Below are 14,084 nucleotides of genomic sequence, written 5' to 3'. Positions count from 1 at the left end.
CTGGTAAGCCAAGGACTTGTGTGACATCAAGTCACAAAAGGCGATCCAAACCGGTCCGAGACGTCAAATTGCCGGGAACTAATGGCAATGCGGCGTAAAATCGCCGGGATTGGCCCCCAACCACGCCGCTTGGCCGGCCCGGCGGTAACCTTTCGAAGCCAGAAGTGGCATAGTCCGCTTAACCGATTCGCCGCCCACACGGCCCCCTAAACACATCAAGATATATGTCCAAGCAGTTGAAGCCAAAAGCAAAAGACGACTTTTTCGGCGGTGATGAGCCCAAGCCCCGCGCCGCCGCCAAGGCGGCGCCGCGCGGAAGCGGCGGGGAAGCCGACTACACCGCAGCCGACATCGAGGTACTCGAAGGCCTCGAACCGGTGCGGCGCCGGCCCGGCATGTATATCGGCGGGACCGACGAGAAGGCGCTGCATCACCTGTTTGCCGAGGTCATCGACAACTCGATGGACGAGGCACTGGCGGGACACGCGACCTTCATCGGAGTTGAGCTGAGCGCAGACGGGTTCCTGACCGTCACCGACAACGGCCGCGGCATTCCGATCGATCCGCATCCGAAGTTCCCGAAGAAGTCGGCGCTCGAAGTCATCATGTGCACGCTGCATTCGGGCGGCAAGTTCGACAGCAAGGTCTACGAGACCTCGGGCGGTCTGCACGGCGTCGGCATCTCCGTCGTCAACGCCCTCTCCTCGCGTCTCGAGGTCGAGGTCGCGCGTAGCCAGAAGCTCTATCGCATGACGTTCGAGCGCGGGCACCCGAAGGGCAAGCTCGAGGATCTCGGCAAGATCAACAACCGCCGCGGCACGCGCGTGCGCTTCAAGCCCGACACCGACATCTTCGGCGCCAAGGCCGCGTTCAAGCCGCAGCGCTTGTTCAAGATGACGCGCTCGAAAGCGTACCTCTTCGGCGGCGTCGAGATCCGCTGGAACTGCGCCCCCGAGTTGCTCAAGGGCGTCGAGGACGTGCCGGCGGAGGCGACGTTCCACTTCCCCGGTGGCCTCAAGGACTATCTCGCCGCGGCGATCCACGCCGACACGCTGGTGCACCCGGACATCTTCTCCGGCAAGTCGGGCCGCAACGGCGCGCATGGCGCCTGCGAATGGGCCGTGGCCTGGACCGCGGATGCCGACGGCTTCCTGTCCTCCTACACCAACACCGTCCCGACGCCGGATGGCGGCACGCACGAGTCCGGCCTGCGCAGCGCCCTGCTGCGCGGCCTGAAGGATCACGCCGAGCGCGTTGGCCAGGGCAAGCGCGCCGCCTCCGTCACCTCCGAAGACGTGATGGTGGGCGCTGCCGTGATGCTCTCGGTGTTCGTGCGCGAGCCCGAATTCCAGGGCCAGACCAAGGATCGCCTCGCCACCGCCGAAGCGCAGCGCATCGTCGAACAGGCGATGAAGGATCCGTTCGACCATTGGCTGTCGGGCAATCCGAACATGGCCAACAGGCTGCTCGACTTCGTCGTCGACCGCGCCGAGGAGCGCCTGCGCCGCCGTCAGGAGAAAGAGACGGCGCGCAAGACCGCCGGCAAGAAGCTGCGCCTGCCCGGCAAGCTCGCCGACTGCACCGACGCCGGCACCGAAGGCTCCGAGCTCTTCATCGTCGAGGGCGACTCGGCAGGCGGCAGCGCCAAGCAGGCGCGCGACCGCAAGACCCAGGCGGTGCTGCCGCTGCGCGGCAAGATCCTCAACGTCGCCTCCGCCGGCAAGGACAAGCTGACCGCCAATGCGCAGCTCTCGGACCTCGTGCAGGCGATCGGCTGCGGCCAGCTCCTGCATTATCGCGAAGAGGATTTGCGCTATCAGCGCATCATCATCATGACCGACGCCGACGTCGACGGCGCCCACATTGCCTCGCTGCTGATCACCTTCTTCTACCGGCAGATGCCGCGGCTGATCGACGAGGGCCACCTCTTCCTCGCGGTGCCGCCGCTCTACAAGCTGACCCACGGCTCAAAGTCGGTCTACGCCCGCGACGACGCGCACAAGGAGGCGCTGCTCAAGAGCGCGTTCAACGCCAACGCCAAGGTCGAGGTGAACCGCTTCAAAGGTCTCGGCGAGATGATGCCGGCGCAGCTCAAGGAGACCACCATGGATCCGAGCAAGCGGACGCTGCTCAAGGTGGTCCTGCTCGCCGACGACCGCGACACGACGGCGGATTCGGTGGAACGGCTGATGGGCACCAAGGCCGAAGCGCGCTTCGCCTTCATCTCGGACAAGGCTGAATTTGCCAGCGAGGAGCTGCTCGACGTCTGACCCGCTGGCGCGTCCGGTCCACATTTCCATCAAGAGCCCCGGCGTGAAGCCGGGGCTCTTTCGTTTGTGGGAACCAAACCGCCGGTTCCCCCACGATCCTGCCACGCTCCGCCTCGACTTCGTTGATTCCCCTCCCATCGCATGGGCGACTCGGCCAACGACTCACTGGACCAAGGGTGAGGCAGGAACGCCTCCATTTCGGACAAAGCCCGATTTGCTAACGAGACGTTACCCCCAAATCTGGGCTCCTAAAATCGATTCAACACACTGAAAACATGCAGGTATTTCTGACCCATGCGGCGCAGGTGCAAATCCGCACCGGCTCGCGTTTCCCGGCGACTGTGCCTGTCCGGCAACAGCATTTCGGCGGGAAACGTCTATAGTCCGGGCATCAGATCACACGACTTCAGTGCGCTCGCGCCTGCTACAGACCAACGTTGGGGATTTTATCATGAAGAAGATTTTGCTGGCTCTGACCGCAGTCGCGGCGATGACCGGTTCGGCCTCGGCGGCCGACCTTGCTGCCCGTCCTTACGTGAAGGCCCCGGTGCCGGCGCCGGTCGCCAACTGGACCGGCTTCTACATCTTCGGCGGTGGCGGCGGTGGCCTCTCCAACGCCGACCAGCACGTCCAGACCACGACCGGTGCGATCCCGCTGACGATCGACCAGCGTCAGGGCGGCTCGGGCTGGTTCGGTACCGTCGGTCTTGGCTATGACTGGCAGTTCAGCGGCACCTGGGTCGCCGGTGTGTTCGCCGACGGTCAGTTCGGCAGCATCCGCGCCACCATCCAGGATCCGATCGCCGGCATCACTGGCAACCAGAAGCTGGAAGAGTCGTGGGCCGCTGGTATTCGCCTCGGCTGGCTGGTCGCTCCGAACGTTCTCACCTACGTCAACGGCGGCTACTCTGGCGCTCACTTTGGCCAGACCAACTTCCTGACGCTGGCCGGCGTGCCCGCCGGCATCCACCTCAACAGCTACAACCGCAACGGCTGGTTCGTTGGTGGCGGCGTGGAGAACAGCCTGAACTTCTTCGGAATCTCTTCGCCCGGCTGGTTCATGAAGACCGAATATCGTTCGGCCTTCTACAACGCCAAGACCTCGAACGAACTGTTCGACGTCACCAACACCCTCGTTGGCCGCGACATCCGCGCCAACAGCTGGAACCAGACGATCTCGACCTCGCTGGTCTACCGCTTCAACTGGACCGGTCCGGTCGTCGCGAAGTACTGATCTGATCTCACATTCAGACGTCAAAGCCCCGGCATCGTCCGGGGCTTTTTCGTTTGTGGGGATCACCTTGCGCGCGCATGCGCGTCCTCGCGGCGGTCTGCACCCGCAGCCATTGTATCCGGACCGAAGCTCCGGCTAGTCTGAGCCGAAGTTTTCGTGGCCGCGGCGATCGTTGACGCCGTTGACCGCGACAGAAGCAGACCGACGGGAGGAATGCATGCGCAGATTTCTGCTTCTAGCAGGCCTGTTTGCGACCGCCGTCGGGCTGCTCTGGATCGGACAGGGCACGGGCACCGTTCCCTGGCCGCGATCGAGCTTCATGGTCAACCAGCTGCAATGGGCCGGCTATGGCGCAGCCATGGCCGGCTTCGGGCTGGTGCTGATCTGGCAGAGCAACCAATAGAAGAAACCAGGGAATACAGCATGACATCCAACCGGTTCGATCTTCGCGGCAAGGTCGCGGTCGTCACAGGAGGCAATGGCGGCATCGGGCTTGGCCTGGCGCACGGACTTGCCGACGCCGGCGCCAATATCGCCGTGGTCGGACGCAACGAAACCAAGTCGGCCGCGGCCGTTGCCGATCTCAAGCAGCGCGGCGTGAAGGCGATTGCCGTCGCCACCGACGTGACCGACAAGGCGGCGGTCGCTGCCATGATCGACCGCGTCGTCAAGGAATTCGGCCGCATCGACATCCTCATCAACAATGCCGGGATGAGCATCCGCAAGCCGCCGCACGAGCTCGAGCTCGACGAATGGAACAAGGTGATCGACACCAACCTCACCAGCGCCTTCGTGTGCTCGAAGCTGGCCTATCCGGCGCTGAAGGCGTCCGGCAACGGCAAGGTGATCAATATCGGCTCGATGATGTCGATCTTCGGCGCGAGCTTTGCGACCGCCTATGCGGCGAGCAAGGGCGGCATCGTGCAGTACACGCGCGCCTGCGCCAATGCCTGGGCACCGGACAACATCCAGGTCAACGCCATCCTGCCGGGCTGGATCGACACCGACCTCACCCGCGGCGCGCGGCAGCAGGTGGCGGGCCTGCACGAGCGGGTTTTGGCACGCACGCCCGCGGGCCGCTGGGGCGACATCGATGACTTCGCCGGCATCGCGGTGTTCCTCGCTTCGCCGGCGTCCAACTTCGTCACGGGCACCGCGATACCCGTCGATGGCGGGTTCTCGGTGATGGCCTGAGGCCTCCCGCACGAAAGCTGCACGCAAAAAAGAAGCCCCGGCGTTGCCGGGGCTTTGAATTTGGCAGAGATCGTCTTCTTTTGCTGATTGGTCGTTCGTTGCTCAGTAGCGCCCGATGACCGGCGCGTCGAACTTGTAGCTCGCGCGGACGACGGCCCACTGGATGTCACGCGGCTTGGCATCGAAGGTGTAGTTACCCGCGAGGCCGCCGAGCTGATAGGTCTGGCTGCCGAAGGCCGCGTAGTTGTATTCGAGGCCGACGATCCAGTTGCGGGTCACGCCGTATTCCCAGCCGGCGCCGACGGTCCAGCCATTGGCCCAGTGAGTCTGACCGCCCGTCGCCGTCACGACGGGGTCGGTGACCGAGAGCCGGTTGTTGACGCCCGCGTAGCCGCCCTTGATGTAGAAGAGGTTGTTCTGCACGGCAAAGCCGGCGCGACCGACGACCGTCACCAGCACATTGGCACGCCAGGAGAACACGTCGTTCGCCGGGGCGAACGCGGTGTTCACGACCGTGCCCTTGTTGTCGAGGCCGGAGATGGTGCCTTCCATGCCGAACACGTAGTTGTTGGCCTGCCAGTTGTAGCCGATCTGGGCGCCGCCCATGATGCCGGAGCCGCGCTGACGATAGCCCTCACCCGGGAGCAGGTCGCCGAACGGCGCACCGATTCCGTTGTTGATGAATTGCTCGTTGGTCCATGCGCCACCGATGTGGCCGCCGACATAGAAGCCGGTCCAGTTGAACAGCGGCTCGACATAGGCGGGCGCCTTCGTGTAACGCGCACCGAGGTCGGCGGCGGACGCAGCGCCGGTCGAAACCAGAGCGGTCGTGCAGGCGAAGGCGGCAATCAATTTGTTACGCATGGTACACCCCGTGTCCTTTGATGCGCGCACGCTCACACGCAACTCTTACTCAAATTTGAATCAAGAAAGTTAAGACGCCGGATTGGCAGGTTGCGGTCCCAGAATCCGCGATCGTTGTTGCACGCACGCAACGCGCCACGCGGGATTTAACGCGACATTATCCCTACCGAATTGCAGCGCTTACGATGCCGGCGCGGCCTTCGACTGCACGTGCTCGGGCCGCACACCAAGCGCAATCAGCCGCGCCGGAATGCCCTGGAGCCACGGCAGCGCGGTGATGAGGCGAACGATCAGCGGCACCTTCAGCGGCCGGTCGCCGCCCTGCAGGGCGCCGCTGATGATGTTGTTCTGCACGACCACCTGCATGCGTTGCGTCATCCTCACCGGAAACTCGCGCCGGCGGCGTACGGCGTCGAGCTCGTCCTCGGACGGGCAGCCGCTCTGAAGCTTGTCCGCGAGCAGATTGGCGGTCGCGACCGCGTCCTGCACGGCGAGATTGACGCCGACGCCGCCGACCGGCGACATCGCATGCGCGGCATCGCCGATGAGTAGCAGGCCCGGCCGTGTCCAGCGCTTGAGGCGATTGATCGCGACGGTAAGCAGCTTGACGTCGTCAAAGCTCTTCACGTCGGCAATGCCGGATCGAAGCACCGGCGCCATGCGCACGACGTCGTCGAGCAGCGCCTGCAGTCCCCTCGCCTTCACGGCATCGTGCTGCCCCTTGGCGATGACATAGGCGCATTGCCAGTAGTCGCCGCGATCGAAGGTGATCATCATCTTGCCGGGCTCGATACGCGCAAACAGGTTCTCGGTCTCGTCAGCCTTGCGGCCGGCGCGGAACCACAGCACGTCCATCGGCGCACCGATCTCCTCGACCTCGAGGCCGGCGCGCTCGCGTACCGTCGAATGCCGGCCGTCGCAGGCGATGGTGAGATCGGCCTCGATGTCGATGGCGCCCTCCGGCGTCTTCGCCCGCACACCGGCGATGGTGTCGCCGCGGCGGATCAGATCGACGGCTTCGGTGTTCATCATCACCTTGAGCGAGGCGAAGCGCTGGCCCTCTTCGCGCAGGAAATTCAGGAAGTCCCATTGCGGCATGAAGGCGATGAACGGGTACTTGGTGTGCAGCCGGCCGAGATCGGCGATCCGCACCGGTGTACCGCCGAACAGTCCATCCATCTTCTGCAAGCGTTGATGCGGCAGCTTCAGGAAGCCGTCGATCAGGCCGAGCTCATCCATCACCTTCAGCGTCGAGGGATGCACGGTGTCGCCGCGAAAGTCGCGGAAGAAATCCGCGTGCTTCTCGAGCACCACGACGTCGATGCCGGCACGCCCGAGGAGATAGCCGAGCATCATGCCGGCGGGCCCGCCGCCGACGACACAACACCGGGCTTTTACGGAGGAACTCGGGTTCAAGGCCGCCCTCATTTACGACTTAAGTTTTCTGTGCGGCGCAGCAAGCAAGTTTAATTTGCCGCGATTGCGAATGCCCGTTAGCGTTGCAGCAACATTCGATTTGCCTTCAGGAAATTGCAGTGCAGACGATCCTTATACTGCTCGGCGTCTGGATCCTGATCAACGTACTATTCGTCGTGATCATGATCCCGCCGCGCAAGCCGCGGAAGCCCGATCCGGGCCCGACCGGCACGCTTGCGACGGTGCCCATCAACCAGAACGGCTATCCGTTCGAGGAGCAGGAAAAATTCCTGCTGCGCCACGTCGTCGTCTCGATCGCGATGGGCGCGTTCTTCTCGCTGGCGCCCCCCTTGATGGAAGCCATCGAGTCCATCAAGCGCTTGTTCAGAAAGCGGCGCGCGTAGCGGACGCGCGCTCGGCGCTTCCCGCCTGCGTCATCAGTTGTTGCTGCGGTTTGCGGCGCGAAAACTCTTGATCTCCGAGACGCTGCCGTCGCGATAGGTCAGCTCCACCGAGACGAACTGCGTGGCCGGGGCAAGCTTCATGTAGAGCGGCATGCCGGCGCTGATCGCGCTGGGGTCACGCATGTCGCAATTCGGCATCTTCAGCACCTGGTTGGGCACGGCGGTGTCGATGCCGATGCGCACCTCGCGGATCGCGCAGCGATACGAGACGAGATGCGTGTAGTAGACCAAGAGCCCGTTGAACTCGCGGAATGACAACCAGCTTGTCGAGGTCATGTCGAGGATCTTGCGCTGGTCGCGGATCAGCGCGGCCTCGGGATCGAACCTGATCGGGAACGGCCCCTGCATGTCGCCGACCTGATCGACATAACGGACCTCGATGGTGCCGGCCTGCGCATCCGGCGGCAGCTCGATCGACGGGTTCGGCATCCGCTTGCGCGTGCGCGGATCGAGCGTGTCGATGAATCCGGTCTCGCGGAAATCGCCCTGGCCTGCCATGCGCCAGGAAATGCCGAGCGTCGGATCGGCGAAGGAGAACACCACGCTCCAGCCGCCATTGTGGCGCGAGAAGCTCGCGATCGGCGCGTTGGTGGTTTCCTCCTTCGGCATGCGCGGCACCGACACCGGCGGCAAGGCCGCCACCTTCTGCGGCGGATCGGCCGGGCGCGCGGCTGCGGCCGCGTCCTTGGCGATGCCGCTCAGGAAGACGTCGTCGACCATCTGGTCGAAATAAACAGGCACCTGCCTGTGCTTGACGGTATCGGCCATCTCGCTGACCATACGGCGAGTGCGCTGCGCCACCTGCACGAGGTTCTCGCCGGGCTGGAGCAATTCTTTGGCGAAGGTGCGCGTGAACACCGAATTGGGATTGGCGTCGTCATTGGACAGGCGATCGAGCGCGGTCTGCCGGGGCCCGGCCGAGAACACCGAGAACACGCCCTCCGGCAGTTGCGTCATCGGCGCGAGCCCGCCGCCACCGGCGACTGCACGCGTGCCCCTGCGCTCGAACGGATTGTTGCGGCAGGCATCGAACACCAGGATCGAGGTCCGCGCCTTCTTGTTCTGAAGACGCTCGACGATGCGGTCGGCCAGGATCGAGGCATCGCGCACCAGCTCTTCCTGCCCTTCGGTCGCCGCCGGCACGTCGGTCGGCAGCAGATAGTTCTGGCCCGCGATCTCGAAACCGTGGCCGGCGTAGAAGAAGAACGCGGTGTCACCGGGCTCGATCGCCTTGTCGAAGGCCAGGAGCGTCTCGGAAAATGCCAGCCGGGTCTGGTTCTCGGCCAACATCACGGTGAAGCCGAGTTGCCGCAGCGTGTCGCCCATGGTGCGGGCGTCGTTGACGGCCTTGAGCAGCTTCGGAACGTTCTTGTAATCGTTGTTGCCGACGACCAGCGCGACGCGCTTCTCGGCGTGAGCGGGCGCCACGCTCACCAGAAACGCCGCCAAGCCGAGAGCCAACCCTGCCCTAAACGACATCCATGTCATGTGAGGTTCCTGCCCGTGCATCCCAGTCAAGATGCCCAATACGTAGTCGAATAATTCCGCAAATCGGTTCAACCGCTGCGCCTGTCATCCATACCCGAAGTTTCCCCGGTCCAGCCAGATCACCTCAGGGCTGTGAGCTTCGCAATCTCTTCTGGCGTGGCCGAATCGCCCCGAAGGGAACCCTCAAGCACGGCCGCGTACCCCACTCGGGCTGTCGCCGAACCGATGCCGGAACAAGCGATTGAAATGCGAGACGTTGGAGAATCCGACCTGAGCCGCAATCTCGGAGACGGGACGGTCCGGGAATTTGGTCAGGAGCGCGAATGCCCGCTTCAACCTCAATTCGTTCACGCGCGCAGTGAATGATGCCCCCGACTTCTCCAAGAGCTCCTGGAGATAGCGCGGGGAGATGTGTTGACGGTCGGCGACAGTCGCGAGCGACAAGCCGGGATCGGTAAAGGATTTTCCGATGAAATCGATTGCGCCGGTCAATCGTGCCGCTGCAATCGCACCCCTCGCCTGTTGCTGTGTATCGCGGTTTGCGCCGATCACCAGCGCGGCGAAATCGTGGATGTGGTTGACGATTGCCTGCCGCAGCGGAGCCTCGTCGAGAGCGGACGCCCCCTGAATGAGACTGAGGTAACCGAGAAGCAGCTGCAGCGACGGATCGTCGTGCGAAATCGGCCGCATCACCGAGCTGTCGATATCGTGCGTCCGCACGGCCAGGGCGGCGCGCGGAAACAACAGATGGAGATGTCTCGTGCCGGACAGCAAGGCAGCCTCGCCCGGGCGGACAAACGTCGCATGCCCCTGTCCCAGCACCAACTCTGCGTCGCGCTGGGATACGGATGCAACCTCTCCCAGATTGACGAACAAGCCCATCCAGTCCCCGCCATCGGCAGCCAGCGCGCGCGTTCGATTGAGGCGTGCTGCAGAGCCACTGCAGGATGCGAGGCGCACGCCCGGGAGGTTTTGAAGCACGGCCTCGGCCCTGAACGGAACGTCATCCGACAAAGGCTCGATATCGACACGTACCAGCGTCCTCCCAAACTCCTCGCGCCAACGCGCAAGCCTCTCGCCCTCGGGCAGTTCATCGGTGCTGAAGCGTCTGGGCGTAAAATCGTCGGCGGAGGCCATGGGACGATGCATTCCAAATGAGTTTTCGAAACTAATGGCTCCCGCAAAGATTGCAAGAATCGGACCGGCTCCCAATTTCGCAAAAACCAAAATATTGCTCGCAGCAACTAAAGAATGAGTGCGAGTCAAGTCAAACGACCTGCGGCAGGCTGACGCGCTTTGTCGGGCCAATACGCAAAGTGCAAAGCCTCACTCGTCTTACGTCAACCCATCCGACACCGCTGTTGCATGCCGACGACAGAAGATGCGCGACCGTTGTGCGAGATTGCGCGCGACGAATTGGCTTCGGAGAGAGGGCGGCCTTCAGCCGTCAGCCAGGGAATGCAGGCATGGTGAAGTTGCTGGTTGGCTTAAGTCGCCGCATGTCGATCGCGACTTTTGCGGGATCTTTGGCTCCCGCCTGTGCCGTCTTACTGTCGTCGCATCGCAGCCTGTGGCTTGCCCGCGCAGTACTGACGGCGCTCACCGCATCCGCCACCGTGCCCGCACGCGCGCAAACTGTTTGGGACGGCTCAACGTCGGTCAGTTGGTTCGATGGCACCAACTGGTCGACGAACGCAGTTCCCACGGCAGCGAGCAACGTCGTCGTTAATACCCGTAGCCCGAACTCTACGAACATCAGCGGTGGAACGGCGACGTCTGCGACCGCCTCCATTGGGTCTGTCGCGGCAACGTCGGCCCTGGTGTCGGTCACCGGCTTGGGCTCGGAATGGAACAACGCTGGCACCTTGTTCGTCGGCAACGGCGGCAATGGCGCGCTGAACATCGTGAGCACTTTGAACAACGGAGGAGGCGCCATCCTCGGCAACCAAACTGGCAGTTTTGGTACCGTGACAGTGAGTGGCGGGACCTGGGCCAACAACGCACAGCCGATTGTCATCGGCGTCGCGGGCACCGGCACACTGAATATCCTGTTCGGCGGCACGGTGAGTAGCCTGGCTGGCACGATCTCGGCCGGAATAGGCGGGGCCGATCAGGTGCTGATGAGGGCCGGGAGTTGGACCCTGACCAACGGGCTCACCGTGGGCGGCCTCGGTGAGGGTACGCTGACCGTCGAGGACGGAAGCACCGTCACTAGCGGCGGCGGCATCATTGGAGATCAAGGCTTCTCGATCGGCACCGCGACGGTGGATGGCGCGGGCTCGACCTGGGACAGTGGCGGTCTCACCATTGGCAACCTCTCCAGCAGCAACGGCAAGCTGAACATTCAGAACGGTGGCACGGTCAGCAGCACAGCCGCGATTATCGGCAACACCGACGGATCGACCGGTGCAGCCACAGTGACCGGCGCAGCTTCGCGTTGGACTTTGACCAGCGACCTGTTCGTCGGCTTGGATGGCACCGGCAAGCTGAGCGTTGAAGACGGCGGCACGGTCACCACCACACACCTGGCTGTTGGCGTCTTTTCCGGATCGACAGGCACGGTCACGGTAACCGGTGCGAATTCGGCCTTGACCGTCACGGCCGGGGGAGCCATCTCGCTCGGCGGCGACGGCGCGGCCACGTTGACCATTCGGGATGGCGGCACGGCCAATAGCGGTTCCGCCGCCATCGGCACAACGGCAGCGGCCGGCGCGACGGCGACGGTGACCGGCGCGGGCTCGACATGGACGAACACCGGCAACATAACCATCGCCGGTGCCGCCGGCGAGATCGGCTCGCTCAACATCCTGAACGGCGGCGTGGTCAGCGGCGCTTTTGCCTTCGTTGGCGCCGACACCGACACTGTCGGAAGCGTGACGGTAAGCGGTCCGGGATCGAGATGGTCGATCGCCAACCTCCTTGACATCGGCTACGTCGGCAACGGCACGCTCAAAATCCTGAATGGTGGCACGGTCACGAGCGGCAGCGCAGTCGTCGCGGACTTTATTGGCGCCCCCGGCCAGGTGACAGTGGACGGCGCGGGTTCGACCTGGGCCAACACGGGCAGCCTGACCGTCGGCAGCTTCGACAATGGCACGCTCAACATCCTGAACGGCGGCACGGTGAGCGCGTCGGACGTTACACTTGCGTTCGCCCCCGGCTCGATCGGCACATTGAACATCGGCGCGGACGCAGGAGCGGCGGCCACAGCACCGGGCACGTTGAACACGCCGACGGTGACGTTCGGCGACGGCTCCGGCCAGATCGTGTTCAATCACACGGGAGCGAACTATACGTTCGCTCCGCTCATTTCCGGCCTCGGGACGGTGCGTATCGATAGCGGCACCACTAACCTCTCCGCTGCCAATACCTACACCGGCAACACGACGGTCAATGGCGGCACGCTGCGGGTGAATGGCTCGATCGCCTCCTCGCCGCTGACGACCGTGAACGCCGGCGGCACGCTCGGTGGCAACGGCATCGTCGGCAACACGACCATCAATGGCGGCACGCTGTCGCCCGGCAACTCGATCGGTCTGCTCACCGTGCAGGGCAGCCTCGCCTTCACCGCGGCGGCAAGCTATCTGGTCGAGGTATCTCCTTCGAGTGCCGACCGGGTCAATGTCATCGGCGCCGCGACGCTCGGCGGCGCGACGGTCAATGCAGTCATTTTGAATGCCAACGTCGCCAAGCAATATCTGATCCTCAACGCCACCGGCGGTGTCCTCGGCACGTTCAATCCGGTCGTCAGCACCAACCTGCCGAATTTCAGTGGCAGCCTGAGCTACGTCGGCAATGACGTTTACCTCAATTTCGCGCTGAACTTCACTTCGGCGACGGGCCTCAACGTCAACCAGCAGAATGTCGGCAACGCGCTCGCCAATTCCTTCAACACGGCCGGAAGCATCCCGCTCCAGTTCACGTCGCTGACGCCGGCCGGCCTGACGCAGGCCTCCGGCGAGACCGCAACCGGAACACAGCAGACCACCTTCGCGGCCATGAACCTCTTCCTGGGCTTGCTGACCGATCCCTTCATCGACGGCCGCAGCGATGCCGCGGCTGCCGGGTCCGGCGCGTCATCCTTTGCGAACGAAGGCGACGCGACCAATGCCTACGCCTCTACGGGCCGCAGGCGTTCGGGCGCCGAGCGCGACGCGTACGCCGCGGTCCATTACAAGGCGCTGCCCGCGCCGGTCCATGAGCCACACTGGAGTGTGTGGTCGGCAGGCTTTGGCGGCGCCCAGACCACCGACGGCAACACGGCGCTCGGATCGAACGACACGACGAGCCGCATTGCGGCCGGAGCGGTCGGTTTCGACTACCGCTTCTCGCCGGCGACGATCGCAGGCTTTGCGCTCGCCGGCGGCGGCACCAGTTTCTCCGTGTTCAACGGCGGCACTGGACGCTCCGATCTGTTCCAGGCCGGCGCTTTCGTGCGCCACACCGCAGGCGCAGCATACATCGCCGCCGCCGCCGCTTACGGCTGGCAGGACATCACCACCGACCGCTTTGTCACCGTCGCCGGCCTCGATCATCTGCGCGCGCAGTTCAACGCCAATGCCTATTCGGGACGCGCCGAAGGCGGGTATCGTTTTGTCACACCCTGGATGGGCCTCACGCCCTACGCGGCCGGCCAGTTCACGACCTTCGACCTGCCCGCCTATGCCGAAAGCGCCGTCTCCGGCGCGAACACCTTTGCGCTGGCCTATTCGGCCAAGAGCGTCACTGCCTCACGTAGCGAACTCGGGTTACGTTCCGACAAGTCGTACGTGACACAGGATACGATTCTGACTCTGCGCGGGCGCCTCGCCTGGGCGCACGATTTCAACGCGGATCGCAATATCGCCGCCACCTTCCAGACGCTGCCGGCGGCATCCTTCGTGGTCAACGGCGCCGCGCAGCCGCATGACGTAGCACTTGCAACGGCCTCCGCAGAGTGGAAGTGGCGCAGCGGATGGTCCGCCGCGACCACATTCGAGGGCGAATTCTCGCAGGTCACGCGTTCCTATGCCGGCAAGGGCGTGCTGCGCTACACGTGGTAAGGTTCGGCCGGCACCGCTCCCGCACGTCGGCCATATCCGGGGTTTAACGGCCTCCCAGGGGGAACCCCACGCGTCGGCCTTTCCGCTTGTCACGGAAGCTGCCTATGGCAGA

10 protein-coding genes are annotated in these 14,084 nt (G+C 64.0%); 6 read left to right on the top strand and 4 right to left on the bottom strand.

Going from position 1 to position 14,084, the window contains the following annotated elements:
• Window positions 1–224 precede the first annotated feature (224 nt).
• The 4 genes from parE (at window position 225) to ACVJ19_RS28700 (ending at window position 4,698) form a co-directional block, all read left to right on the top strand.
• Complete coding sequence (parE, locus tag ACVJ19_RS28715; RefSeq protein ID WP_453952557.1) at window positions 225–2,270, top strand: DNA topoisomerase IV subunit B; 2,046 nt, start codon at window positions 225–227, stop codon at window positions 2,268–2,270.
• A 451-nt stretch (window positions 2,271–2,721) separates the two neighbouring features.
• Window positions 2,722–3,504, top strand: a complete 783-nt coding sequence (locus ACVJ19_RS28710) for an outer membrane protein (RefSeq protein ID WP_453952556.1) — start codon at window positions 2,722–2,724, stop codon at window positions 3,502–3,504.
• Between the two features lie 217 nt (window positions 3,505–3,721).
• On the top strand, window positions 3,722–3,907 hold the full coding sequence (locus ACVJ19_RS28705; RefSeq protein ID WP_453952555.1) for a hypothetical protein: 186 nt from the start codon (window positions 3,722–3,724) through the stop codon (window positions 3,905–3,907).
• A 20-nt stretch (window positions 3,908–3,927) separates the two neighbouring features.
• Complete coding sequence (locus tag ACVJ19_RS28700; protein WP_453952553.1) at window positions 3,928–4,698, top strand: SDR family NAD(P)-dependent oxidoreductase; 771 nt, start codon at window positions 3,928–3,930, stop codon at window positions 4,696–4,698.
• A 102-nt stretch (window positions 4,699–4,800) separates the two neighbouring features.
• On the opposite strand, the gene ACVJ19_RS28695 is transcribed toward ACVJ19_RS28700, so the two are convergent.
• Window positions 4,801–5,562 (bottom strand): outer membrane protein, encoded by a 762-nt coding sequence (locus ACVJ19_RS28695; protein WP_453952551.1) that lies wholly within the window; start codon window positions 5,560–5,562, stop codon window positions 4,801–4,803.
• Window positions 5,563–5,742: 180 nt separating this feature from the next.
• Complete coding sequence (locus ACVJ19_RS28690) at window positions 5,743–6,990, bottom strand: FAD-dependent oxidoreductase (RefSeq protein ID WP_453952550.1); 1,248 nt, start codon at window positions 6,988–6,990, stop codon at window positions 5,743–5,745.
• A gap of 107 nt (window positions 6,991–7,097) precedes the next feature.
• Here ACVJ19_RS28690 and ACVJ19_RS28685 point away from each other — a divergent pair, with 107 nt between their 5' ends.
• Complete coding sequence (locus ACVJ19_RS28685) at window positions 7,098–7,382, top strand: hypothetical protein (protein WP_453952549.1); 285 nt, start codon at window positions 7,098–7,100, stop codon at window positions 7,380–7,382.
• Window positions 7,383–7,415: 33 nt separating this feature from the next.
• On the opposite strand, the gene ACVJ19_RS28680 is transcribed toward ACVJ19_RS28685, so the two are convergent.
• Window positions 7,416–8,930, bottom strand: coding sequence for a caspase family protein (locus ACVJ19_RS28680; protein ID WP_453952548.1), 1,515 nt, complete (start codon window positions 8,928–8,930; stop codon window positions 7,416–7,418).
• A 183-nt stretch (window positions 8,931–9,113) separates the two neighbouring features.
• Window positions 9,114–10,067: an AraC family transcriptional regulator gene (locus ACVJ19_RS28675; RefSeq protein WP_453952547.1), complete on the bottom strand. Its 954-nt coding sequence runs from the start codon at window positions 10,065–10,067 to the stop codon at window positions 9,114–9,116.
• Window positions 10,068–10,396: 329 nt separating this feature from the next.
• Between ACVJ19_RS28675 and ACVJ19_RS28670 the strand changes: the two genes are divergently transcribed.
• Complete coding sequence (locus ACVJ19_RS28670; RefSeq protein ID WP_453952546.1) at window positions 10,397–13,972, top strand: autotransporter domain-containing protein; 3,576 nt, start codon at window positions 10,397–10,399, stop codon at window positions 13,970–13,972.
• Window positions 13,973–14,084: the final 112 nt, after the last annotated feature.

Source organism: Bradyrhizobium sp. USDA 376 (assembly GCF_054063675.1).
Note: the sequence above shows the minus strand (reverse complement) of the source record. Positions and strands in the feature narration are given on the sequence as shown.